19 protein-coding genes and 1 pseudogene are annotated in these 24,195 nt (G+C 61.7%); 17 read left to right on the forward strand and 3 right to left on the reverse strand.

The genetic code is table 11. From position 1 onward, the window contains the following. Positions 1-227: 227 nt before the first annotated feature. From AB0333_RS01110 to AB0333_RS01165, 12 genes and pseudogenes are all read left to right on the forward strand, one after another. Positions 228-2,018, forward strand: coding sequence for a nucleoside-diphosphate sugar epimerase/dehydratase (locus AB0333_RS01110; RefSeq protein ID WP_366216925.1), 1,791 nt, complete (start codon positions 228-230; stop codon positions 2,016-2,018). Then, positions 2,008-3,153 carry an aminotransferase class I/II-fold pyridoxal phosphate-dependent enzyme gene (locus AB0333_RS01115; RefSeq protein ID WP_366216926.1) on the forward strand — a complete coding sequence of 382 codons (1,146 nt, stop codon included), beginning with the start codon at positions 2,008-2,010 and terminating at the stop codon, positions 3,151-3,153. The genes AB0333_RS01110 and AB0333_RS01115 overlap by 11 nt, the downstream gene beginning before the upstream one ends. Positions 3,154-3,185: 32 nt before the next feature. Further along, positions 3,186-4,439: a glycosyltransferase family 4 protein gene (locus AB0333_RS01120; RefSeq protein WP_366216927.1), complete on the forward strand. Its 1,254-nt coding sequence runs from the start codon at positions 3,186-3,188 to the stop codon at positions 4,437-4,439. 18 nt (positions 4,440-4,457) lie between these two features. Then, positions 4,458-5,510: a polysaccharide biosynthesis protein gene (locus AB0333_RS01125; RefSeq protein WP_366216928.1), complete on the forward strand. Its 1,053-nt coding sequence runs from the start codon at positions 4,458-4,460 to the stop codon at positions 5,508-5,510. A gap of 4 nt (positions 5,511-5,514) precedes the next feature. Beyond that, on the forward strand, positions 5,515-6,609 hold the full coding sequence (locus AB0333_RS01130) for an NAD-dependent epimerase/dehydratase family protein (RefSeq protein ID WP_366216929.1): 1,095 nt from the start codon (positions 5,515-5,517) through the stop codon (positions 6,607-6,609). Positions 6,610-6,630: 21 nt separating this feature from the next. Continuing rightward, positions 6,631-7,740: a UDP-N-acetylglucosamine 2-epimerase (non-hydrolyzing) gene (gene wecB, locus AB0333_RS01135; RefSeq protein WP_366217186.1), complete on the forward strand. Its 1,110-nt coding sequence runs from the start codon at positions 6,631-6,633 to the stop codon at positions 7,738-7,740. 26 nt (positions 7,741-7,766) lie between these two features. Beyond that, positions 7,767-9,011 (forward strand): O-antigen ligase family protein, encoded by a 1,245-nt coding sequence (locus AB0333_RS01140; RefSeq protein WP_366216930.1) that lies wholly within the window; start codon positions 7,767-7,769, stop codon positions 9,009-9,011. Between the two features lie 375 nt (positions 9,012-9,386). After that, a pseudogene (locus AB0333_RS01145) lies at positions 9,387-9,635 on the forward strand (DapH/DapD/GlmU-related protein); the annotation flags it as partial. A 110-nt stretch (positions 9,636-9,745) separates the two neighbouring features. Continuing rightward, a complete protein-coding gene (locus AB0333_RS01150) occupies positions 9,746-10,987 on the forward strand; it encodes a glycosyltransferase (RefSeq protein WP_366216931.1) in 1,242 nt (413 codons plus the stop codon). Then, the gene (locus AB0333_RS01155) at positions 10,984-12,021 is read left to right on the forward strand and encodes a hypothetical protein (RefSeq protein ID WP_366216932.1); all 1,038 of its coding nucleotides are present in this window, start codon (positions 10,984-10,986) and stop codon (positions 12,019-12,021) included. The genes AB0333_RS01150 and AB0333_RS01155 overlap by 4 nt, the downstream gene beginning before the upstream one ends. An 80-nt stretch (positions 12,022-12,101) precedes the next feature. Next, positions 12,102-13,379: an oligosaccharide flippase family protein gene (locus tag AB0333_RS01160; RefSeq protein ID WP_366216933.1), complete on the forward strand. Its 1,278-nt coding sequence runs from the start codon at positions 12,102-12,104 to the stop codon at positions 13,377-13,379. Between the two features lie 70 nt (positions 13,380-13,449). After that, the gene (locus tag AB0333_RS01165; protein ID WP_366216934.1) at positions 13,450-14,523 is read left to right on the forward strand and encodes a glycosyltransferase family 4 protein; all 1,074 of its coding nucleotides are present in this window, start codon (positions 13,450-13,452) and stop codon (positions 14,521-14,523) included. 78 nt (positions 14,524-14,601) lie between these two features. On the opposite strand, the gene AB0333_RS01170 is transcribed toward AB0333_RS01165, so the two are convergent. Further along, a complete protein-coding gene (locus AB0333_RS01170; RefSeq protein ID WP_366216935.1) occupies positions 14,602-16,056 on the reverse strand; it encodes a UDP-glucose/GDP-mannose dehydrogenase family protein in 1,455 nt (484 codons plus the stop codon). Positions 16,057-16,215: 159 nt separating this feature from the next. Here AB0333_RS01170 and rfbB point away from each other — a divergent pair, with 159 nt between their 5' ends. The 4 genes from rfbB to AB0333_RS01190 all read left to right on the forward strand — a co-directional run bounded on the left by rfbB (position 16,216) and on the right by AB0333_RS01190 (position 21,556). Next, a complete protein-coding gene (rfbB, locus tag AB0333_RS01175; protein ID WP_366216936.1) occupies positions 16,216-17,214 on the forward strand; it encodes a dTDP-glucose 4,6-dehydratase in 999 nt (332 codons plus the stop codon). Beyond that, on the forward strand, positions 17,214-18,674 hold the full coding sequence (locus AB0333_RS01180; protein WP_366216937.1) for a bifunctional dTDP-4-dehydrorhamnose 3,5-epimerase family protein/NAD(P)-dependent oxidoreductase: 1,461 nt from the start codon (positions 17,214-17,216) through the stop codon (positions 18,672-18,674). The genes rfbB and AB0333_RS01180 overlap by 1 nt, the downstream gene beginning before the upstream one ends. A 75-nt stretch (positions 18,675-18,749) precedes the next feature. Then, positions 18,750-20,879, forward strand: coding sequence for a glycogen debranching protein GlgX (glgX, locus tag AB0333_RS01185; RefSeq protein ID WP_366216938.1), 2,130 nt, complete (start codon positions 18,750-18,752; stop codon positions 20,877-20,879). Positions 20,880-20,971: 92 nt separating this feature from the next. Further along, a complete protein-coding gene (locus AB0333_RS01190; RefSeq protein WP_366216939.1) occupies positions 20,972-21,556 on the forward strand; it encodes a hypothetical protein in 585 nt (194 codons plus the stop codon). 114 nt (positions 21,557-21,670) lie between these two features. Here AB0333_RS01190 and AB0333_RS01195 read toward each other — a convergent pair whose 3' ends face one another. Next, positions 21,671-22,654, reverse strand: a complete 984-nt coding sequence (locus AB0333_RS01195) for a nucleotidyl transferase AbiEii/AbiGii toxin family protein (protein WP_366216940.1) — start codon at positions 22,652-22,654, stop codon at positions 21,671-21,673. Further along, on the reverse strand, positions 22,597-23,631 hold the full coding sequence (locus tag AB0333_RS01200; RefSeq protein ID WP_366216942.1) for a type IV toxin-antitoxin system AbiEi family antitoxin domain-containing protein: 1,035 nt from the start codon (positions 23,629-23,631) through the stop codon (positions 22,597-22,599). The genes AB0333_RS01195 and AB0333_RS01200 overlap by 58 nt, the downstream gene beginning before the upstream one ends. A gap of 196 nt (positions 23,632-23,827) precedes the next feature. On the opposite strand from AB0333_RS01200, the gene AB0333_RS01205 reads away from it, so the two are divergent. Further along, positions 23,828-24,178, forward strand: a complete 351-nt coding sequence (locus AB0333_RS01205; protein ID WP_366216943.1) for a holo-ACP synthase — start codon at positions 23,828-23,830, stop codon at positions 24,176-24,178. The last annotated feature ends 17 nt before the right edge of the window (positions 24,179-24,195 follow it).

A 24,195-nucleotide genomic window follows, 5' to 3' on the forward strand; every position in this document is an offset into this window, starting at 1 on the left:
CTGACAAGGAGTTTTTACCTGGTGTTTAGGAAAGTGTAACTTCCACATCGGTGAACCTGCCGTTGAATCACTTCCAGCAAGCGCCGTAGCCCGATTTTGATGTTTCAGGTTGTAGCCCGTGACGTAGTATTTATCTGTCACGCTGTCACCCGCCTGAGGGGGCTGGGTAGAGCACGGCACAGCTGGAACGCGCATGGCGTGCCAGGACTCGCACACCTTGGAGGACCATGAACCGGCGGACTCGAACGCGCGTGGCTAGAACGACTTTCTTCGCGGTTGATGTGGTGAGCTGGATCGCCATGATCATGGTTTCCGCCTGGCTGAGGTATGAGTTCGATTTCACCCAGATGGAGTGGGGCCGGTTGCTCCTCTTCGGTTTGGTCGCCGCATTCCTTCAGGCGGTTCTCGGCTTCGTCAGTGGCATCTACCGCGGTCGGCATGTCTACGGCACCTTTGACGAGGTCAAGACACTGACCTACATCGTCGTCCTCGTGGGACTGATCACCACGGTGCTCATGCTGGCAGTGGGCAATGTGTTCGACACGCCTCGGAGCACCGGCATCATCGCCACTCCCATGGCCCTGATCTGTATGTTGGGCGTCCGGTACATCTACAGGCTTTCCGCGGAACGCCGGCGTCAGCCCGGGAGCAAGGCCAAGGCGACCATCGTCTACGGCGCCGGCTATCTAGGCGAGACAGTTGTCCGACGCATGCAGACGGACGCGGACTCCGAGTACCGTCCCGTGGCGCTTCTCGACGATGATCCGCAGCTGTCCAACCTGGAGATCCGGGGCGTTAAGGTCATGGGCGGCTTCAACGAGTTGAACGACGTGGCAGAGAAAACCGGTGCGAAAGAACTCGTTCTGGCCATCGGGCGAGCTGACTCCGAGTTAGTTAGAGAGATCTCCGACGCCGCGGGGGAAGCTGGATTGCACGTTCGGGTGCTGCCGCTCATGGACCAGATCATGGCTGGCCGCACCAAACTCTCGGACCTCCGTGATATTTCGATCGAGGACTTGATCGGCCGAAATCCAGTTGATACTCAAGTTGAGTCCATCGTCGATTACATCGCCGGAAAGCGGGTTCTGGTTACCGGGGCTGGTGGATCTATCGGCTCAGAGCTTTGTCGGCAGATCTCTAAATGGGCTCCTTCGGAGCTCATTATGGTGGACCGTGACGAAACCGGTCTGCAAGAAGCGCAACTTGGTGTCGTGGGGCACGGTCTTCTACATACCCGAGACGTGGTGTTGGCAGACATTCGAGAATCGGATGCCCTGGAACGAATATTCCAAGACCGGAAGCCTCAGGTCGTCTATCACGCAGCCGCGCTCAAGCACTTGCCGATGTTGGAGCAGTACCCGGAGGAAGCGTGGAAAACCAATGTTCTCGGAACTCTCAACGTCCTCGAAGCGGCCCGGAACGCGGATGTCGAAACTTTTATTAACATCAGCACCGACAAGGCTGCGAACCCAACGAGCGTATTGGGACATTCGAAGCGTGTCGCTGAGAAGCTGACTGCCTGGATGGCCCAAGAAACGAGTCGACCGTACTTGTCGGTCCGGTTTGGCAACGTCATCGGTAGCAGGGGCTCCATGTTGCCGACTTTCCGCTCACTCATTGAAAGAGGCGGGCCAGTGACCGTCACTCATCCAGATGTCACTCGCTACTTCATGACTATCCCCGAGGCTTGCCAGTTGGTGGTTCAGGCCGGGGCCATCGGCGCTCCGGCCGAGGTACTCATTCTCGACATGGGTGAGCCGGTCAGGATCCTCGACATCGCAGAGCGCATGATCGAGATGTCCGGCAAGGACATCGAGATCACGTTTACCGGACTCCGAGAGGGGGAGAAGCTACATGAGGAATTGGTCGGTCTGGGGGAGGGCAATGAACGCCCATTCCATCCCAAGATCTCGCACGCCAGGGTGCACACGCTGTCTCCGACGGACATGGACAGGGATATCTGGCTCAAACGTTGCGGAAAGCTCGACGAGGAAGTAGGACCCCATCGTGTCAGCTGAACGAATTCTCATGTCAAAGCCTGATGTTGGAGCACTCGAGGAAGAGTATGTGGTCCGGGCCATTCGATCCGGGTGGATCGCCCCGCTGGGTCCGGACGTGGATGCCTTTGAGGCGGAAATAAAGGACAAGTCCGGCGTCGAATACGCTGTCGCTCTCGCCTCCGGGACCGCAGCCCTTCATTTGGGGTTATTGAGCCTGAAAGTCGGCCACGGGGATATTGTACTGACCTCGTCTATGACTTTCGCCGCTACCGCGAACGCCATAGCGTATACCGGTGCTACACCGTACTTTGTCGACTCTGATCCGTTGACAGGAAATATGGACCCGAACCTCCTCGACCAGGCGCTGACCAACCTAGAGCGAGCCGGCACCCGCGCGGCGGCAGTCGTTCCTGTCGACCTTCTGGGCAAATCCGCCGACTACGAACGCATCGAACCCATTTGTGACGCACATGGTGTAGCGCTTTTCTGCGATGCCGCTGAATCTCTCGGAGCCACACTCAATGGGCGATCAGCTGGAGCCTTTGGGAGAGCAGGCGTATTCTCCTTCAACGGCAACAAGATCATGACCACCTCCGGCGGCGGGATGTTTGTCACCGATGACGGAGAGCTGGCGCAGCGCGTGCGCTACTTGTCGACACAGGCCCGGCAGCCCGTTGTCCACTATGAACACACCGAAATCGGATACAACTACCGAATGAGCAACCTCCTAGCGGCTCTCGGGCGTGCCCAACTGACCCGGTTGGAAGAGATGATCGCACGCCGCCGTCACTGGCGCACCACATACCGCGACTTTTTCTCTACGGTGCCAGGAATCGAGATCTTCGGTGGAGCCGATGATGGTGAGGACAATTGCTGGCTGTCTTCCATCGTGGTGGATCCGGAGACGTCTCCGGTCACAGCTTCGCAACTGCAGGAACTGCTCAATAGCGAGGACATTGAATCGCGGCCACTGTGGAAGCCCATGCACCTGCAGCCCGTATTCGCGGGTGCCCCGCGCCTAGAGAACGGCACGTCCCAGTTGTTGTTCGAGAACGGCTTGACCCTCCCCAGCGGATCGGCAATGACGCCGGAGCAGTTCGAGCGGGTGCTGGGTGCGCTCGAGCGCAGCCTGACGCGTGTCCGCCCGTCATGAGCCGTCAGCCGAGTAAGAAGAGAGGCCATGTGGTGGTCCTCTCACAGTTCTATCGTCCAGAACCCTTCCTTTTCGCCCCTGCAATCGCGGAGGACCTTGCAGCTCAAGGGTTCCAGGTCAGCGTTGTGACTGGATATCCCAACCGCCCCGGGGGAACCATCTACTCCGGGTACCGGCAACGCCTGGGATTCAACGAAGAGATCGAGGGGATCGAGGTCCACCGAGCTCCGCTAGTCATCAACCATTCGCAGAAGGCCGTCGAGCGGATCGCCAACTTCCTGACATTCAGCATTGGCGCACTCACGGTCTCTCACAAGATCCGTGATGCTGACGCCGTGTACGTATACGCGACTCCCGCAACGGCCGGGATCCCTGCACAGGTATGGAAGCTGCTGTTCGGCATTCCCTATGTCCTGCATGTCCAAGATCTTTGGCCGGAGTCCGTGACGGACTCCGGGATGATGGGTGGCGGCAGGATCAGCCGTGCAGCATCAGCTGTCATGAAGCCGTGGCTCGAACGCTTGTACGGTGGGGCCGCCACACTGATCGCCATCTCACCTGGAATGCGTCAGCTACTGATTGACCGTGGAAATTCTCCGGATGCCTGTGACGTTGTGTTTAACTGGGCAGACGAGTCCACCATCGCCCCCAAGAAAAGCAGTTCTTTCTCCGAGGATGACGTTCACTTGATATATGCGGGGAATCTAGGGCCCATGCAGGATCTGGAGACGGTGATCCAGGCCGCGGGGTATCTGGATGATGAGGAGGGCTTTAATCTGATCATGGCAGGGGGCGGCATTCTTGAAGATCGGCTTAGAGACCAAGCCGCGTCCCTCACGAAGACGAGCCTGGTCGGTCGGCTTCCACGGTCAAAAGTTGGCGAGCTCTACCTGAAATCGGACTTCCAGCTGGTTACGCTAAAAGACCTGCCCATCTTCCGCACCACGGTGCCGTCGAAGCTGCAAGCCAGCCTCGCTTCAGGAGTCCCGGTAATAACCACCGTTAAGGGTGACGTGGCACAGCTAATTCGCGAGCATGACGCCGGCCTCGTGGCGGAGCCCGGCGACGCGAGGTCCCTAGCGGAGGCCTTCCGCCGCGCGTTGTCCATGACAGCAGAAGAGCGCGCCAGGATGGGACGCAACGCCAGGATGCTATACGAGGAACACATGTCCAAGAGGACGGGTCTGGATGCGATTGTGTCCATCTTAGACACCGCGGTCCGGAGTCGTTCCGAAGGGTCTCTCCGGGATCGATCGGTCGCTCATACCGAGATGAAGAACTACTAGGAAAGGTGGCGTCGGTTCGTGCTGGAAGACTCCATAGATAACGGCAAGACAGTTCTGATCACGGGCGGTACCGGGTCATTCGGGCATACGGTCACCCGGCAGCTTCTCGAACGGCATGACATCAGTGAGATCCGCATCCTTAGTCGGGATGAGGCCAAGCAGGACCAGATGCGTCATGATGTAGGTGATGATCGACTCCGCTTCTACGTCGGTGACATTAGAGAATTCAACAGCGTAGAGCGTGCAATGAGAGATGTGGACTACGTCTTCCACGCGGCAGCGCTTAAACAGGTGCCGTCTTGTGAGTTCTTCCCCATGGAGGCCGTCCGCACCAATGTCGTTGGCTCGGAAAACGTTGTCAGGGCCGCGGACCAGGCTGGCGTTTCTTCAGTGGTATGTCTATCCACGGACAAGGCCGTATATCCGGTGAACGCGATGGGAATGAGCAAGGCCATGATGGAGAAGGTAGCCATGTCCTACGGCCTGAACAATCGGACGGCGGAGACCATTGTGTCCTGCGTCCGCTACGGCAACGTAATGTACTCCCGGGGATCGGTGATCCCATTGTTCGTTCGTCAACTGAAGGCCGGTAAGAACCTCACGGTAACAAACCCGGAAATGACCCGGTTCATGATGTCCTTAGCAAATTCTGTCTCCCTCGTGGAGTTCGCGTTTGAGAATGCCAATCAAGGTGACCTGTTCATACGCAAGGCCGAGTCGTGCACCATTGGAGACTTAGCCCAGGCGGTGGTGAACCTGTTCCAGGTGGATGCACAGGTGGACGTCATCGGCACCCGGCATGCGGAGAAGGTCTCTGAGGCGCTGGCCAGCCGCGAGGAACTGGCCCGGGCCGAGGACATGGGGGAGTACTTCCGTATCCCCGCAGACAACAGGGACCTGAACTACAAGATCTACGTGGACGAGGGTGACCGGACTCAGCAGTTCTTTGAGGATTACGACTCTCACACTGTGGACCGGATGACTATCCCGCAGATCGAGAACTTACTCCTGACCTTGCCGGAAGTCCGCGCGGAACTCGCGCTGGCCGGCCTCGCCGTCGGAAGTCGGTGACCTGATGACGAAGATCGCTGTGACCGGTGCGAGAGGTTTCCTCGGCCAGCACCTGCGGGCGGCGGCACTGGAGCTCGGCATTGATGTGGTCGGTGTCCCAGTGGGGGACGAGTTTGATCTGGACCAGGCTAAAGCGGCCGTCTCCGGCGCCACGCGGGTCGTCCACCTAGCTGGGGTGAACCGTGGAACGAAGGAGGAGATCACGGTGGAGAACGCCCTTTTCGCGTCCCAGGTTGCCTCGGCGATGGTTGCCGCCGAAGAGCGCCCGGCCACCGTGGTCTACGCCAACACCATCCAGGCTGGGAACGGGACAATCTACGGGACTGCCAAGGAGAGGGCGTCGGGAACTCTCGCTGCCGCGGCAGAACGTATTAGTGCGAGCTTCGAGGATGTATTGCTTCCCAACCTCTTCGGGGAGTATGGCCGGCCCTTCTATAACTCAGTCGTGGCTACCTTCTCCCATCTTATTGCCCGCTCAGAGACGCCTGAGGTTCAACAGGACAAGGAACTCAATTTGCTGCATGCGCAGAACGCGGCCGATGTACTGCTCGGAGCGGTTCCGGTGAATGCTATGGGCGCGCTCTGTCAGAAGGAGACGGTCCAGGGCCTCAAGTCGTTGCTAGAAGAGTTCGCCACGGACTACTCCGCCGGCGAGTTCCCTGATCTTTCGACGCCGTTTCGCCGGGACCTCTTCAATACCTACCGCGCATCCACGTTCCCGGGCAGCGCGCCGACGAGGATCACCCGTCACGCGGACCAGCGTGGATCGTTCTTTGAGATCGTCCGATCCCGTGGGGGTACCGGCCAGACGTCCTTCTCGACCACGGAACCCGGCATAACACGCGGTGATCACTTCCACCGCAGGAAGGTGGAGCGTTTCACGGTTCTTGCCGGGGAGGCCGAGATCAATTTGCGCCACGTCTTTGACGAAGCGGTGCACAGTTTCCGCGTCACAGGGGCCGAACCGTTGAGCGTGGACATGCCCACGCTCTACGCCCACAACATCCGCAACGTCGGCAAATCCACGCTCTATACGGCGTTCTGGACCAACGACATCTTCGACCCGACCAACCCCGACACGATTCCGGAGACCGTATAAGTGAGCAAGCGATTGAAAGTGATGACGGTCGTGGGGACCCGGCCGGAGATCATCCGCCTGGCCTGCGTGATCCGCCGTCTCGAAGAGTCTATGGATCACGTGCTCGTGCACACGGGGCAGAACTACGATTACACGCTCAACGGGGTCTTCTTCGATGACCTCGGCCTCCGGGCTCCCGACCACTTCTTGAACGCAGACACCTCCTCGCTCGGCGCCGTCCTGGGGGACGTACTACGGGGCACCGAGCGGGTCCTACTCGAGGAGAAGCCGGACGCCATGGTCGTCCTGGGAGACACTAATAGTTGCGTCTCAGCGATCATGGGCAAGCGTCTGAAGGTCCCCGTCTTCCATCTAGAGGCTGGCAATCGGTCGTTCGATCCCAACGTACCTGAGGAGATCAATCGTCACCTGGTGGACCACGTCAGCGACTACAACCTAGTTTACACCGAGCACTCGCGCCGGAACCTGCTTGCGGAGGGCATCAAGCCGCAGGACATCATGGTCATGGGGTCCCCAATGCGTGAGGTGCTGGACTCCTACCGGTCCCGCATCGAAGCCTCGGATGTCCTCTCCCGCCTTGACCTGGACGAGGGGGGGTTCCTTCTCGCCAGTGTGCACCGTGAAGAGAACGTGGATCGCAAGGACCGGCTGGAACAGGTGGTGGCTTCGTTGCAGGCCGTTGCCGAAGACCAGGGCATTCCGCTCCTGGTCTCCACTCACCCACGGACGCGCAAGCGACTGGAGCAGTTCGACCTGGTCAGCGATTCGTCCATCCGCCTGCATGAGCCGCTGGGATTCCACGACTACAATCGTTTGCAGTTGAGCGCGCGCTGTGTGATCTCCGATTCGGGCACGATCGCAGAGGAATCGTCCATGCTGGATTTCCCGGCTGTCACCCTGCGGGACGCCATCGAACGTCCCGAGGCGCTCGACACCGGGGCGGTCATCACCACGGGCCTCGGCCCAGAAGACGTGGTCGACGCCGTGAGGATAACGATCCAGCAGCACCAAACCGACGGACCAACGACAGTGCCGAATGATTACCAGATCGTCGATTCGTCTCGTAGGGTGGTCAACTTCATTCGTTCCATGGCGGCGACTCATGATCGCCGAAAGGGGATCCGGCGCTAGCAATGCGTGGCAACGGAGAGCGGGGAATGGTCCTCGAAGTCGTCGGCGGGGTGACATTGGCCGTTTTGGCTTTTTCTGGTGGGCTCAAAGGGAATGCCTTCATGTCTTGGCTTCCCCTGGACCTCACCATTGCCTCCGTGTTAATCGTGGTATTGTGCGTGTTCTTCCGGGCCGTCCGTGACGTCATGAACAGTGACATCTCGCTGAATTCGATCCTTCCGTTGAGTCTGTGGATCGTCTTCCTTTTTCCGGTCATGGGAATGATGGATACCGACTTCTCCAACGAGAAGGTCAGAATTCTCTTCTCCGTGACACTGCTGTGTGCTGTGGCGCCCACAGGCATCTTCAGATCGAGGGTCGCTCAGATCGCTTTCCTGGCAGGGTTGTTTTTAATCTCTCTACTTTCTGCTGGGGGAACGGCGTTCGGGTCGGATAACTACGCTGACGACTACTCGAACCGACTCACGTTGGAAGGGTCGACCACCATCATGACGGCTCAGATGGTCAGCGCCGGGGGATTGTTGGCGTTCCTGGGGGCCTTTTCACCCCTGCCGAAAAAGTGGCGTATTGCGTCGCTGCTCCTGGCCCCCGTCCTGTTGTACGTCAGCATCCTGACAGGAAGTCGCGGTCCGGTGGTGTCAGTCGTGATCTCCATCGTCGCCATTGTTTTGGTGGCCAAGAGCCTACGCAAATACCGGGTCCAGGGAATTCTCGGGGCCGTCGCCGTCATTGGATTAGGCGTGTACCAAGCCATGCAAAGTGGCAGTGATGGTGTGGGGCGCATCCTGACTTTCGTCTCGGGAGATGATGCGGCAGGAGGATCGGGTCGAAGCTACATCTACTCGCTGGCATTGGAGACGAGCCTTGAGAACCCCTTCGGTATTGGTTGGGGGAGCTTCCTGAAATTCGGTCACGGATATCCGCACAACATTCTCTTGGAGATTCTGGTTGAAGGCGGTGTTCTAGTCTTCATCATCGTGGTAATCCTACTGATGACGGCCGTGTTGCGCTTGTACCGGAGGTCTGAGGGAATGCTCGCCACAGCTTTCCTGAGTATCCTGTTCGTTGCCTTCATCAACGCCATGTTTTCCAGCGACATCAATGGGAATAAACTCCTATGGATCGCTCTCTTCGCCGCATTCGTGATTGCCAGGGATGAAGACAGTTCAATATCCGGGCCCGACCGGGACACAAGCGGGGACATGAGAGCGCCCGTGGGGATGACCTCTACAAGCCCAACACCGCACTGGAGCCCCGGACCAGCGCACTGAGTGAATACAAGTACAGGTCATGACGGCGCAATTTGCGCGGAGCAAGAACGAAGAGAGGTGACTCGGATGTCCATGATGTCGAGATCAGGTCCTGTATATAGGCGATTAAGAGAGATCCGCAATCGGGTAAATCGCTTAATGCTGGGGTTGCCGCAGGTGCACCCCACTTCGTACGTCCACCGTTCGGCAACCACGAACAAGGATCTGACTGCCGAACCATACGTCTTCGTCGGGCGAAATTGTGAGATCGGTCCCATGGTGTCCATTGGGCGTTACAGCATGCTTGCCGTTGGTTGCTCCGTGGTCGGTGGTGACCACGTCACAGATGACCCCGGCGTTCCGGTTCAATTCTCCGGTCGACCAGAACAGCGGACAACCACCATTGGTCGAGATGTCTGGGTCGGTGCGCACTCGATCATCATGCGAGGTGTGGATATCGGTGAAGGTGCGATCATCGGAGCCGGTGCGGTTGTCACCCGGGATGTCCAACCCTATGAGATCGTAGGGGGCGTTCCGGCCCGGAAACTCGGCGAACGCTTTCCCAATCCTAAGGACCGCGACGACCACAGCCAGCGTGTGAACGGCGACTTGATGAGCCCGACCTTCGTGGAGCGCCGCATCTGATCATGCTCTTGTCCACGCGGGTGCTACTTCACCGCCATATCTGCCCGAGGTGGGTAGCTCCTTCGGCCACTGCATGCCCATAGACCACCACGCTGTCCAAGGACTTAGGAATGGAAATGACGAGTATTACGGAGCTGAATCCCCCTGAATCACAGGACGGGGCTAGCCGCTGTCTGAAACCGACTCAGGAGGAACGGCTACGGATCGGCGTCGTCATCCCCAAAGGTGTAGGCAAGGGATATAGCGGTCCCACGGTATTCCTCAAGCGGTTGGTGCGCCCGCTCCTGGACCGCAGCGATGTCACGATCTACGCCGGGGTGCAGGAAGGCCACCAGCCAGACCCAAACTTCATCCCACCGGCGCGGTCTATGGATATAGGTGGCACCAGGGGAGCGGACCAGCTCCTATGGGCGCTGCGAAGCGCGGTTTGGATCGTCCGCGACTCGGCGGAACTGGACATCGTGCACTTCCACGGCGCGTCCTTCTTCAACCTCCTTCCGGCTCTTGCCTGCTTGGGCCAGGGAATCCCTTATGTCCTGGTTCCCCTCGCCTCGCGTTCAGAGGTCGTCGAGACGGGCAAGCTCTCGAAACTGCCGTTCGTTAGGCCACTACGACGTTTAATTGTCAGGCGTGCCGCAGGCGCATTTGCCCTCGGGCGGGAGATCGAGGAGGAGTTGACAACGCTGGGCCTTGCCACTGAACGCATCCACCAGATCGCCAATCCCGTGACGGCCGGTTTCTTCAAGTCGGACACACATCAGTCTGATGAGGATCGAGCCCTGAGAGTCGTCTTCGTCGGTGCCATGATCGAACGGAAACGCCCTGAGCTGATTCTCGAGGCACTTGCCATTCTCCGGAAGGAACACGGTGTGACCCTGTATGCGGATTTCATCGGTCCGTTCCCGAGTGAGACACACTGCGACCGCTTTCTGGAATTGGCGCGAACGTTCGGGCTCTCGGACCACGTGACCCTCGTCGACTACGTGGAGGACGTCGCCCCACTGCTGACCTCCAGGCGTGGAATCTTCGTCCTCCCCTCGAAAGGGGAAGGACTGCCGGGTGCTCTGACCGAGTCGATGGCGGCAGGATTCCCCAGCGTCGTGACCGATGTCGGCGCCATGGGGGATACGGTACGGGCCGCAGGTAGTGGAGAGGTGGTTGCGGCTTCGGCAACAGCGATCGCGGATTCCGTTTGGAGCATGGTGGCCGATGCAGAAGTCTGGGAGTCCTACGCGCAGAATGCCCGTAGCTATGCCCGTGAAAACTTTCACGAGGATGCCGTGGCGACAAAATACCTACACCGACTCGAGGAATTCATGGCCGGTCGATCTGGGAAGGGCATCAAGAAATGACAGGTCAGGACGATCCGTTCCCGGACGATAGCAGTCTCCGAGCGCTGTTGGAGGACTACCAGGACGAGAAGGTCTTCGTCATAGATATCACCGATGCGGGTGGCCGTTCATTGGGCAACAATGGAGACCAGCTCATGTACGCCGTCTTCCGGAAGTTGTTAGGGGCGTTCGGCATGTCGCCGGTGGAGTCGGCCGATGAGGCGACGCTCTTGATCGTTCCGCCTAATGGCGCGCTTCTGGAACAATACCGGTTTCCGACGTTGTTGGCGGAGCGGTTGGCAAACCTTCCGGATCTTCCGCTGGTCATCTTCCCATCGTCGGCCTTCTTCCGACAGGTGGATCCGAGCTTCATCTTCGGAAAGCGTGATGCACGGACATTGTGGATCCTTCGCGAGAAGCCGTCATACGAGCAGTTGTCTGGACGATGGGGCGAGCAACTGGCGCATGCAGGTGTGGAACTCGCGCTCGATCACGACGTCGTCGTCAGCGGGCACCGCTTTGTGCCCGAGGTAATCGGAGAACATGCAACACAGGACACGGCACTGGTGGCGGCACGCGTGGACCTGGAACGTCGCGGAAACTTCGGCGTGTCGGGCGTGCACGCCCCACAATCGCTCACCGCGCTGGGCAGCCTCGCCTCAGCGATCCGCAAGGTCAGGTCCCGCGCGTTCGACATTCTGCCCGAGTCGGGTCTGAAGACCAGGGCGGCGCGCAGTCTTCACCAGTCGACGATTCGGTCCGCAAGCGCAGAGATGGTCGAGTCCCTGTCCCGAGAACATCAGGGACAGATCGAGGCTGCCGCGTCGCGTGTGTTCACCGACCTAAGCTCGACCAGATATGCGACCTTCGACGAGTACCGCCGAAGCATCGGCCGCTCATCACTGGTCGTGACGAATCGACTGCACGTCGGTCTGCCTGCTGCGATCTTGGGCAAGCACGTGGTCCTGGTCGAGGCGGGGTACCACAAGCTCGGCGGTGTCTATGATCGTTCGCTCAGCGCCGCGCTGAACGTTGAGCTCGTGCGGGCCTCATGACGCAAGACGTCCCGAGCAAGGCCGGCTCCGCCGTAAAGTCCATCCTGAGCTTGGCAACGGGGACGGCCATGGTACGCGTCGTGTCGTCCCTGAGTTCTCTGGTCCTCGTTGCCTGGCTCAGTCCCGAGGAGTTCGGCCTGTGGGCCTCGGCAGTCTCTGCATGCGCGGTGCTCGTGAGCCTCAAGAATTTTGGGGCGTCCCAGGCGTACCTGGCGGGTGTCACGGGAAGCTTGCGACGGACCCGGAAGAGGGCAGCCCTCCACAACCTCTGCCTGGCATTGATCGCGCTCGTCATCGCTGGGGTGTACTTCTCCTTCGGGCGAGCGGACATAGCCCTTCTTGTTGCCCTCGTGGGGTTGACCATCCCCTTGCAGGGTGATGCCGATCTTCTCTACAGCGAGACGGTACGACAGCGGAAGAACGCTACGGCCGTTCGAGCTCAGGGGATCGCGGCCCTATTGAAGGGGGGGGTCGGCATCGCAATTGCGATCCTTACGGGCTCTGTTGCAGCTTTGGCGGTGTCGACCATTGCTTACCACTTCATTGTCGAAGTGCTCCTGCTGTCGGTGGCCAAGAAGGAACGCAACTCTGTGGAGAAGACAGCCACGGATTCTGTGATTCGTTCGTCGGCTCGTGTGAGTTGGGCGATCAATGCCATGCTGCTGTCCTTGCCACTTCAGATTCCCTTTCTAGTCGCACAGTTCGTTGCCTCCGCTGAGCAGGTGGGAATCCTGTACATCGCGTTCCAGGTCTCTTTGGGAATCAGCGGCATGGTTGCCGTACCGCTGAACCGGGTCGCGTTATCGACGCTCGCCTCTGTCAAGGATCACCTTCGTGCGCGTTTGGCAGTCGACCTGGGCGGAGTATTCGTCGCAGGAACGACCTTGCTGTGCGCCGTCATCTCCATCACCGGGATCCTGTTACAAGACGTGCTTCCGGATCAGTGGCAGACTGCCGTGCTTCCTTCGGTGATGCTCTTGGCAAGCCTTCCGGTACGCATCCTTACCCCCATCGTGGATGGACTGCAGCAAGCTCAGGGCAAGTGGTGGCAGGGAAGTACCTATAGTGGGATCGATCTGCTGGGCACGGGACTGGCGACACTTGTCGCCGCCACCGGCGACCTGGTCTTGACAGCCCTGGCACTCAGCGTCTGGAAGATCCTGCTCGGCCTGACCCGGAGTTCACTGTTGTTGCGGAATGCGGGGGGAGTCAGGCTGGCAGCGCTTCAGACAGTGACCGTAATCGGTGGGGTGCTGCTCATACTCTCCCCGAGTGGCGTCGCTTGGTCGGTCGCTACAGTGGTCTTCGGCGCGGTGGCTTTCGGAACTTCGCTGCGACTCGTCTCGAAGGACGGCTGATTAACGTCGGATCTTCTGATTGCCAACAACACAGCGTACGACGGTATGTCGTCAGATATGGAGCACACAGATGAAAGTAGCGATCGTCACGCCCATCCTTGCGCATTACCGTCGCAACCTGTTCTTGAACCTTGATCAGAGCGATGGGATGTCTTTCGTCCATTTCTCTGCAGTGGAGAACTCCACCAAGATAGCCGCCATGAACCCACAGGATCTCCAGGAGTTCAATCGCCTGGACAACGTGGAAATCGGTCCGTTTCTGTGGCAGAAGGGACTGTTGGGAATGGCGTTTGATAAGAGCATCGATGCGTGTGTTTTCACGGGTGACGCCAAGTACCTGTCCACGTGGGTCACCTCGGCCACGGCGCGGTTGATGGGCAAGCGGGTCTACTTCTGGACTATTGGATGGCATCGTCCGGAGCGTGGGCTGAAGCGGCTGGCCCGTCTGGGGTTCTATCGAATGGCGCACAAGCTGATGGTCTACGGTGACCCGGAGAAGGCGAGTGCAGCGGCGCATGGATATCCGGAGGACCGGATTGACGTGGTGTACAACAGCGTCACGGGACTGGCTGACGTTGAGACGAGCTCGTTCGGCACGGACCAGAAGGAAATGGCGGTTGGGGCAGTGGTCCGGTTGAAGCCGGCCAAGAACCTTGGGCTGCTCATTGAGGCCGTCTCCGCCTTAGGTAAGAGGGGACGAAAGCTCAAGATCATCCTTGGCGGAGACGGACCGGAGCGCCCCGGCTTGGAAAGGAAGGCTCGCGATCTGGGTGTTGATTGCGAGTTCCTCGGTGCGATTCACGGTTCCGACGAGATCGAGGATTTCTACCACAGGGTCATGATCACCGTGGTGCCCTCGGCGGCAGGCCTCACGACGATCCAAAGCTTGGCGCATGGCGTCCCGGTCATTACCGACGACGACGACTCGACCCAGATGCCAGAGTCCAGCGCCGTCGTTGATGGAGTGACCGGTTCGCGATATGCCGCGGGAAGTGCTATTGACCTCGCCGACACCATCGCCGCCTGGATCGACACCCTCGTGGAGGACAGATCCACCGCCGCCCTTGCATGTCATCGCGAAGTCAAGACGCGTTGGAATCCGGAAGTCCAGGCGGAGCGAATGTTGGATTCGCTCGCTCACTGACGCGAAGGGAATGGACCAGGCTGTCCGAGCGTGCATTGCAGCACAACCGGACAGCCTGTGCCATTCCTCAGCGAGATCCTATGAGACCGACGCGTCGGGGGCGAAGCGGTGTCCGAGGGCGGCGTGGGTGAAGCCGGCCGCTTGCCAGGCGGTGGGGTCCAGGACGTTGCGGGCGTCGATGAGGGTGCGGCGGTCCATGAGCCGGCCGATGTCCTCGGGGTCCATCTGGCGGAACTCGTCCCATTCGGTGAGCAGGATGAGCAGGTCGGCACCGATGACGGCCTTGGCGAGGGTGTTGACGTAGCCCAGGCGGGGGAACCGTTGGGCGGCGTTGGCGTTGCCCTTCGGGTCGTAGACGGCCACGTCTGCCCCTGCGGTGTAGAGTCGGTTGGCCACATCCAGGGCGGGGGAGTCGCGCACATCGTCCGAGTTCGGTTTGAAGGTGACTCCGAGGATGGCGATCTTCGCTCCGTTCAGGATCTCGACGGCGGCCGGAGACGGGACGCTGCCTGCTCCGTCGGCGCCGGTGGTACGGATCGCGCCGTTGCGGCTGTGGGAGAGGACCTGGACGGCGAGGTCGACCACGCGGTCGCGGCGGCGCAGGTTGATGTCGTCCATCTCGGCGAGGAAGCGCATGGTGCGGTCCAGCCCGAGTTCGGAGACCCGGGCCTGCAGCGCCCGGATGTCCTTGGGCAGGCAGCCGCCGCCGAAGCCGACGCCGGCGTTGAGGAACTTCCGCCCGATCCGGGGGTCGTGGCCGATCGCGTCGGCCAGGGTGCCGATGTCCCCGCCGGCGGCCTCGGTGATCTCGGAGAAGGCGTTGATGAACGAGATCTTCGTGGCCAGGAACGCGTTGGCGGCGACCTTGACCAGTTCGGCGGTGGCGAAGTCCGTGGTGATCCACGGGGTGCCCTCGGCCAGGGACTTGGCATAGACCTGGCGCAGGATGTCCTCGGCGTGGGCCGATTGCACGCCGACGACCAGGCGGTCCGGGCTCAGGGTGTCCCTGACGGCATAGCCCTCGCGCAGGAACTCCGGATTCCAGGCCAGCTCGACCATGCCCGGCAGGCCGGCGTCGGCGCGGGCGTTCCCCAGCAGGGTGCCCAGGCGCTCGGCGGTGCCGACCGGGACGGTGGACTTGCCCACGATCAGGGCGTCCCGGGTGATGTGCTCGGCCAGGGAGGTCACGGCGGCGTCCACGAAGCGCAGGTCCGCAGCGGACTCACCGGGCTTCTGCGGGGTGCCGACCCCTATGAAGTGCACATCGGCCCAGGCGCCGACCTCCTCGTAGGAGGTGGTGAACCGCAGCCGGCCGGACTGGACGTGCTTGAGGAGCAGTTCCGGCAGGCCGGGCTCGTGGAAGGGCAGCTCCCCGCGGGTCAACGCGTCGATCTTCGCCTGGTCGATGTCCAGGCCCAGGACCTCGAAGCCCAGCTCCGCCATGCACGCCGCATGCGTCGCCCCCAAATAGCCCGTCCCGATCACCGAGATCCGTAAGCTCACTATCGATGCCCTTCCTAGTTGCTGCGTCATGACAGTCCGCACCATTGCGAATTGCACCATAGTCATTAATACCAGCTAACTATTCACCGACAGACTTCACGACTTTCCCAGATTCCGGGTGAATCGCACGTATCGATGGGGTGTCAATTACGGTGGCGCTACCGAGATTCCCATTTCTATGGTGTGGTTGTGAGCACCTTCCTCGTCACCGGTGGCGCCGGCTTCATCGGGTCCAACTTTGTCCACTATGTCCTGGAGTCCACGGAACACCGCGTCATGGTGCTGGACAAGCTGACGTATGCCGGCAACCGCGCCTCCCTGAAGGGCCTTCCTGCGAATCGGATGACGTTCATGCAGGGGGACATCGCGGACGTCGACCTCCTGGACGAGCTCATGCCCCAGGTGGACGCAGTAGTGCACTACGCGGCCGAGTCCCACAATGACAACTCGCTCAACGATCCGCGGCCCTTCGTGGACACCAACATCCTGGGGACCTACACGCTCATTGAGGCCGCCCGCCGCCATGACGTCCGCTTCCACCACATCTCCACGGACGAGGTCTACGGAGACCTGGAACTGGATTGTCCGGAACGGTTCACCGAGAGCACTCCGTACAACCCCTCCAGCCCGTACTCCTCCTCCAAGGCCGGCTCGGATCTGCTGGTGCGGGCCTGGGCGCGTTCCTTCGGCCTGCGGGCTACCATCTCCAACTGCTCCAACAACTATGGCCCCTACCAGCACGTGGAGAAGTTCGTCCCGCGGCAGATCACGAACGTGATGGACGGCGTGCGGCCCCGGCTCTACGGCGAGGGACGCAATGTCCGGGACTGGATCCACGCGAACGACCACTCCTCGGCCGTGCTGACCATCCTCGAGCGCGGCCGGCTGGGGGAGACCTACCTCATCGGTGCGGACGGGGAGCAGAACAACAAGGCCGTGATCGAGTCGATCCTCGAGATCATGGGCGAGCCCGCCGGCGCCTACGACCACGTGGTGGACCGCCCGGGGCACGACCTGCGCTACGCCATCGACTCCACCAAGCTGCGCACTGAGCTGGGCTGGTTCCCGCAATACTCCGACTTCCACGCGGGTCTGGAGGCCACCGTGCAGTGGTACCGGGATAATGAACCGTGGTGGCGGCCCCAGAAAGCCGCCGCGGAGGCAAAGTACCAGTTGACGGGACAGTAATGGACGCAGGTCAGACGGCGGGCTCGGCACGGGCGACGACGGCCGTGCAGTTCTCGAAGTCCCTCGCGGCCCAGCCCACCACCATCCCCGGCCTCACCCTCTTCGACCTGCCCGTCCACGGAGACAACCGCGGCTGGTTCAAGGAGAACTGGCAGCGGCAGAGGATGACCGAGCTCGGCCTGCCCGATTTCGGGCCGGTGCAGAATAACATCTCCTTCAACGCCAGCCGCGGCACCACCCGCGGCATCCACGCCGAACCCTGGGACAAGTACATTTCCGTGGCCACCGGCTCCGTGTTCGGCGCCTGGGTGGACCTGCGCCAGGGCAGCACCTTTGGCCGGGTGTTCACCGCCGTGATCGGCCCGTCCACGGCTATCTTCGTACCCCGCGGAGTCGGCAATGCCTTCCAGTCCCTCGAGGACAACACCGCCTACACCTACCTGGTCAACGACCACTGGTCTGCAGAGGCTCAGGCGCAGTACACCTTCCTCAACCTCGCCGACCCCATGGCGGCCATCGACTGGCCCATCCCCTTGGAGCGGGCCGAGCTCTCGGACAAAGACCGCGCCCACCCGCCACTGGCCGAGGTGGAGCCCATGGGCCCGGCGACCACGCTGGTGCTCGGGGCCACCGGCCAACTCGGCCGGGAACTGGTCCGCCAGCTGGCCGACCGTCCCGGCGTGGAGTTTTTGGGACGGGACCGGTTCGACCTGGCTGACCCGGCCGCAGTCGGGCGCATCGACTGGCGCCGCGTGGGCACGGTGGTGAACGCCGCCGCCTACACCGCGGTGGACGAGGGTGAGACCGAGGCCGGCGGCCGAGACGCCTGGGCGGCCAACGCCGAGGGCGTGGCGAGGCTGGCACAGGCGTGCGCGCAGTACCAGGTGACGCTCATCCACGTCTCCACGGACTACGTGTTCGACGGGACCAAGGACGGCGCCTACACCGAGTCCGACCCGCTTCGACCGGTGAGCGCCTACGGCACCTCCAAGGCCGCGGGGGACCTGGCCGTCGGTGTGGTGCCGCGGCATTACCTGCTGCGGACCTCGTGGGTGATCGGGGACGGGGAGAACTTCGTGCGCACCATGCAGCAACTGGCCGAGCGCGGCATCGCCCCGTCTGTGGTCTCTGACCAGGTCGGCCGGCTGACATTCACCCGGGACCTGGCCGAGGCCATCATTCACCTCCGCAACGGCAACGCTCCCTATGGGACGTACAACGTGACGAACGGCGGGGAGTCGGGGAGTTGGGCGGAGGTTGCCCGGCGCGTCTACACGCACGCAGATCGGCCTTCGCGGGACGTCACCGAGGTGACCACGGAACAGTACTTCGCAGGGAAGTCCGTGGCGCGGCGACCGCTGAACTCGGTGCTGGACCTGTCGAAGCTCGAGGCCTCCGGATTCACGCCGCGGGACCAGTGGGAGGCCCTCGAGGAGTACCTCGCGGCCTCACAGTCGTAGACCCGGATCACACCGGCATCAGGGCTCCATCACCATAGACTGTTCTTCGGAATCCGCTTCCATCCGAGGAGACACATGGTCGAGACCACTGCCGGCGTGCCCTACCCCCTGGGCGCCACACCGGACGAGGACGGGACGAACTTCGCGCTCTCCGTCGGCGAGGACGCCGAGAAGGTCGAGTTGTGCCTCGTGGACGCTGATGGCACCGAGACCTGCGTGGAGCTGATCGAGCGCTCTGGGAACACCTGGCATGCGCACGTGGCCGGCGTGGGGGACGGGCAGCTGTACGCGTACCGCGTGCACGGGCCCTGGGACCCGGCTTCCGGCTTGCGGTACAACGCAGCGAAGATTCTGCTGGACCCGTACGCCAAAGCGATTGCAGGTGACTTCAACTGGGGCCAGTACCAGTTCTCCTACGACTTCGAGGACCACGACGCGATCGACACCTCGGACTCTCTGGGTCACACCATGCTGGGCGTGGTGGTGGACGATTCCTTCGACTGGGGCGAGGACGAGCAGCCGGACATCCCCTTCAACGAGACCGTCATCTACGAGACCCACGTCAGGGGCATGACCAAGTTGCACCCGGAAGTCCCCGAGGAAGCGCGGGGGACCTACGCCGGATTGGCCCACAACGCGGTACTTGAGCATCTCACGAAGTTGGGCGTGACGGCCGTGGAGTTGATGCCGGTGCATCAGTTCACCAACGACTCCTCCCTGCAGGATAAGGGGCTCTCGAACTACTGGGGGTACAACACCCTGGGCTACTTCGCCCCGCAGAACACGTACTCCTCGGCTGGGGACACCGGTGGGCAGGTGCGCGAGTTCAAGCAGATGGTCAAGGATCTACACGCCGCCGGGCTCGAGGTGATCCTGGACGTGGTCTACAACCACACGGCCGAGGGCAACCACATGGGGCCGACGCTGTCCTTCCGCGGCATCGACAACGTGAACTACTACCACCTGGTGGAGGGCGATGAGCGCCACTACATGGACTACACCGGGACCGGTAACTCGCTGAACCTCTCCCACCCCATGGTGTTGCAGCTGGTCATGGACTCCCTGCGCTACTGGGTGCAGGAGATGCACGTAGACGGATTCCGGTTCGACCTGGCCACCACGCTGACCCGTTCGGAAGGCGAGCGGGGCCCGGACATGCTGGGTGGGTTCTTCGACGTGGTCCGCCAGGACCCCATCCTGCGCACCGTGAAGCTCATCGCCGAGCCCTGGGACGTGGGCTGGGCCGGCTACCAAGTGGGCAACTTCCCGGGGCTGTGGAGCGAATGGAACGGCAAGTACCGGGACTCCGTGCGGGACTTTTGGCGCGGCGAGCCAGGGACGCTAGCGGAGTTCGCCACCCGCATCACCGGTTCGGCCGACCTCTACGAGGACGACGGGCGGACCCCGCGGGCCTCGGTGAACTTCGTGACCGCCCACGACGGATTTACGCTGCGGGATCTGGTCTCTTACAACGAGAAGCACAACGAGGCCAACGGCGAGGACAACAACGACGGCGAATCCCACAACAGCTCGTGGAACTGCGGCGTGGAGGGGGACTCCGAGGACGCCGAGGTCCTCAAGCTCCGTGCCCAGCAACAGCGGAACTACCTGGCGACGCTGATGATCAGCCAGGGCGTGCCGATGATCAGCCACGGCGACGAGCTCGGGCGAACGCAGCAGGGCAACAACAACGTCTACGCCCAGGACAACGAACTGTCCTGGATCCACTGGGACGATGCGGACGAGGACCTCATCGAGTTCACCTCGCGGGTGGTGGCACTCCGGCAGGATCACCCGGTGTTCCGGCGCCGGCGGTACTTCGACGGCCGGCCCGCCGCGCGCGCGGATTCAATGGCCTTGCCGGATATCGTGTGGCTCGAGCCGGACGCCACGGCCAAGGACGAGTCCGACTGGGAGACCTACTACGCCAAGTCGATTGCCTTCTTCCTCAACGGGCACGACTTGGCCGAGTCCGAGCGGGGTGTTGATGCGGACGGCAACGGGGGCGACCACGACTTCTACGTGTTGCTCAACGCGTATTGGGAGCCGGTGGAGTACACCCTGCCTGGTGAGCCGTTCCCGGGTTACTGGGACCTGGTGGTGGACACCGCTGACGCCACCCCGGATACCACCGAGTTCTCCGCCGGGGACAAAATTTCCGTGCCCGGCCGGGGCATCGTGATCCTGCGCTCTGCCCAGCGGTGAAGTTGGATCATCTGATGGACGGCCGGGACGGTAACGGACAGGGACGCGATGCCCGAGTGCGGCGCCTGCGGAAGTCGACCAGGCGAGGGCGATTGCGCCGTTGGATCCTGCGCGGAGTGGGACTGGTGGTGATCGTGTTTCTGGGGGTCGGCGTCGTGCTTGCGTGGCTGACTGTGAACCCGCGGGTGAACCCGGCGCCGCAGGTGGACGCGTTGATCGTGCTGTCCACCCAGGCAGGTGCCCACGACGAGGCCCGGCGATTGGCCGAAGAGGGTGTGACCGACCTACTGCTGGTCTCGACCCCGGAGGATGCTCCGGCGAGCCTCTGCCAGGAGTCACCGGGTGGGGCCACCGTGGAGTGTTTTGCTCCGGATCCGGTGACGACGCAGGGGGAGGCAATTGTCGGGACCGAGCTGGCGCGTCAGCGCGGGGTGGAGAGCCTCGGGGTGTTGACGTTCGACCACCACATTGAGCGGTCCCGCATGCTGATGGACCGGTGCTGGGACGGCGAACTGCACATGTATGAGTTCGAACCAGTGCGCAGCCGGAGAGGGTACGTCTACGACTTCGTGTACGCCATGGCGGCCTACGCGAAGACGTTCATGACTCCGGGGTGTGCGGCTGAACCGCCGGAGTGGCTGCAGACGCCGATCGATCATTTCAAGCTGGACAGGTAGGAGACCGGTATTGGCAGCTTCCCGATCTCTTCGTTCTCCGGGCAAAGCTTGATAGTGCGCGAGCCGTTGTCCGTGGCGTCACCGCATGGAAAGGATAGGGGTTAGCGGGGAGCATCATTGGTGATGTGGTTTGGCGACTGTCCACGCTCCTGTCTCCGGCGACCAATGCTGGGCGTTCGGGGATCGGTCTAATGCGGGTGCCAGGAGGGCGGTGACGAGTTCCACCGCACCGGCGAACGTGAGAACGTCCCCACAGGCCGGCACTCGCCGAGCTTCCGCCGGGTAGAGACGTTTCCAATGTGCAGGCGGCTCGAAAAATGGTGAACCGTGGAGGCCTCGGTGCGTCCATTCCGCGGTGATGGCTTCAATCAGTTCGGCACCGTCAACGCGTTGTGTGCGAGCGAACACGACGAGGTCGACAAGGTCACGAACCCGACTCGATGGCTGGTCGCCGGCGGTGCCGTACGTGCTCTGCGTGGCACAGAGCTTGTCGGCGATGTGATCGACCACCGGGTAGAGCCGCACTTGCGCGGGCGGCACAGTGGGCACGAGTGTGGGTCGGGTCTGGATGTCTGGCTCTGTGGTCATCAGAGAGCCAGTAACCAGATCAACGCTGAAATGTTCACGGCGTTTGACGCCGCAATAAGCGTCGATAGAGACTTTGTATCCCTCCACGTCGGGTTGCGCCGTTCCACCGCCCGCTGCGCGTGTTCCGGTGATCACGAAACGGAAGTGATCATTCAAATCAATCTCTACTGCTCTGCGTAGTCTCCCGACCGCGGCGTCGAGGTCGCCCAGTTCGGCGAGGAGATCGATGTCTTTCGTAGTGCGCGCATCATGCACTCGGGTGAGCACGGCGTTGCCGCCTTTGAGTACCCATTCATTTCCGGGAAGCGCGAACACCCTTGCAAGGAACCGGTCAACGACGAACCGTCGGAGCAAGACACCTGCTGACACGTCGGTCGCCTGTGACTCCGTCGTGGCTCGTGCAGTGACGGCGGCCCAGAGGGCGTTGCCGTCTCGGTATGGCAGTTTGTCCGTCAAGCTGGTGTCGCCTCCTTGCCGATGTCCACCGTCGTCAGTGTGGACGGAGGCCATGAATCTGCCGGTATCGACCGGATGATCTCGGGGAGCCAAGCGGGCACGCTCGCGCCGAGCGCGTTTCGGAACTCTTCGGTGTCGAGAGGAACCGTGAACTTTGCCGCGTCGATGATCGCGGACACGTCGATCTTCGGCAGCACGCCGTCGGAGAACTGGGGGAGCGCAGCGTTTTTCGCGAGTGTTGCCATAGCGGCGGTACCCAGCGGATCAAGCACGTTCTTTGGAAGGTCGAGTTTCGCGACGGTTTCGAGGATGCTCTTGATCGCTTCGAGTTGTCCTGCAGAGACGAGCGCCTTCCCCAGGTCACTGGCAGCGAGGTTCGCCGCGAGCGCCGCGCCACTGAGCCCCACCAGATCGAGGAGATGCTCGAGAAGTGCAGCGCCGGTCGGTTGCCCGTTCCTGCGTGCGAGCGGTTCCAGCGCGATCGCCATGTCCTTACGTGAAGCGAGGCCGCGCCGGAGCATATCGCCTGCGATCTCCGCGACGTGAGAGGGGTCTTGCCCATCCTGCAGAAGGTCTGCGAGCGTGCGGGCAGGCGTCGTGACCGGCAGGCCCTCCACGATCGTCACGTCGTCAGTTCTGAGCGTGCCACGATGCAGGCGAATGCCGCGACGGCTCTGCTTCCTGTTAGGCAGCGTGATCTCGGGTTCGTCGTCCAGCAGATCTCCGACCTCATGCAGAGCCGCTGCTGAGGTATGCGAAATCACCCCCGACGCGACGGGATCGCCCAGTCGCTCCTCTGCCAGGATCTTGGGCTCTAGAGACAGCCAGGCGGCGCGCAGCGGCGTGTGCTCATCCACTGCCGCCGGTGTCGCGTAGATTCCTCGATCGACGCGTTCAATCACACCCGCATCGGCGAGCCGGGCAAGCTGAAGCCGTGTGACACCATCCGCTTCAGCTTGTGCGGTTGTGAGCAGACCCCATTGGCGAGCTGCCAGCTCTGATGTCCGCGCTGCAACCTTAGCTACTCCCATGACTCCGATTGTATCACCTGAGGGATACTGATGAAGTATCGACTGTGATTCAGTGTGCGGAAAGATCCGCCACGGCGTCCAATCGCCGATTAACGCCTCAGTGAGCTAGACGAGGCTCGCATAAGAAGTGGGCTGCCGAGGTAGTTTCTCCACATAAGGGGCGGGTATGCCGCCGTAGACTGCATACGATGGACCTATGATCATCGGCATTGGCGTGGACGTTGTCCTGGTAACCCGTTTCAAGCAGCAGCTGACCAAGGCGCCCGCCCTGCGGGAACGCCTCTTCACGCCGGCCGAACGCGAACTCAACACCCGGTCCCTCGCCGCCCGCTTCGCCGCCAAGGAAGCCGTGGCCAAGGCCCTCGGTGCTCCGGCCGGCATGAATTGGCAGCATTGCCAGATCGACATCGACGCCGCCGGTGCCCCTCACGTCGTGGCCATCGGCACCGTGGCCGACGTGGCCGATGCCAAGGGTGTCAAGAAGTGGCATCTCTCCCTCAGCCATGACGGGGACGTGGCCACCGCGATGGTCGTTGCCGAGGGCTGAGCTGCCGAGCGGAGGGA

The sequence above is a fragment of the Citricoccus sp. NPDC079358 genome (assembly GCF_040702545.1).
GTDB lineage: Bacteria > Actinomycetota > Actinomycetes > Actinomycetales > Micrococcaceae > Citricoccus.

Excerpts from the sequence above, each read along its gene's own strand:
- AB0333_RS01110 (WP_366216925.1), top strand. The coding sequence starts at position 228 with ATGAACCGGCGGACTCGAACGCGCGTGGCTAGAACGACTTTCTTCGCG.
- AB0333_RS01130 (WP_366216929.1), top strand. The coding sequence starts at position 5,515 with ATGACGAAGATCGCTGTGACCGGTGCGAGAGGTTTCCTCGGCCAGCAC.
- wecB (WP_366217186.1), top strand. The coding sequence starts at position 6,631 with ATGACGGTCGTGGGGACCCGGCCGGAGATCATCCGCCTGGCCTGCGTG.
- AB0333_RS01140 (WP_366216930.1), top strand. The coding sequence starts at position 7,767 with ATGGTCCTCGAAGTCGTCGGCGGGGTGACATTGGCCGTTTTGGCTTTT.
- AB0333_RS01150 (WP_366216931.1), top strand. The coding sequence starts at position 9,746 with ATGGAAATGACGAGTATTACGGAGCTGAATCCCCCTGAATCACAGGAC.
- AB0333_RS01155 (WP_366216932.1), top strand. The coding sequence starts at position 10,984 with ATGACAGGTCAGGACGATCCGTTCCCGGACGATAGCAGTCTCCGAGCG.
- AB0333_RS01165 (WP_366216934.1), top strand. The coding sequence starts at position 13,450 with ATGAAAGTAGCGATCGTCACGCCCATCCTTGCGCATTACCGTCGCAAC.
- AB0333_RS01170 (WP_366216935.1), bottom strand. The coding sequence starts at position 16,056 with ATGACGCAGCAACTAGGAAGGGCATCGATAGTGAGCTTACGGATCTCG.
- AB0333_RS01180 (WP_366216937.1), top strand. The coding sequence starts at position 17,214 with ATGGACGCAGGTCAGACGGCGGGCTCGGCACGGGCGACGACGGCCGTG.
- glgX (WP_366216938.1), top strand. The coding sequence starts at position 18,750 with ATGGTCGAGACCACTGCCGGCGTGCCCTACCCCCTGGGCGCCACACCG.
- AB0333_RS01195 (WP_366216940.1), bottom strand. The coding sequence starts at position 22,654 with ATGGCCTCCGTCCACACTGACGACGGTGGACATCGGCAAGGAGGCGAC.
- AB0333_RS01200 (WP_366216942.1), bottom strand. The coding sequence starts at position 23,631 with ATGGGAGTAGCTAAGGTTGCAGCGCGGACATCAGAGCTGGCAGCTCGC.
- AB0333_RS01205 (WP_366216943.1), top strand. The coding sequence starts at position 23,828 with ATGATCATCGGCATTGGCGTGGACGTTGTCCTGGTAACCCGTTTCAAG.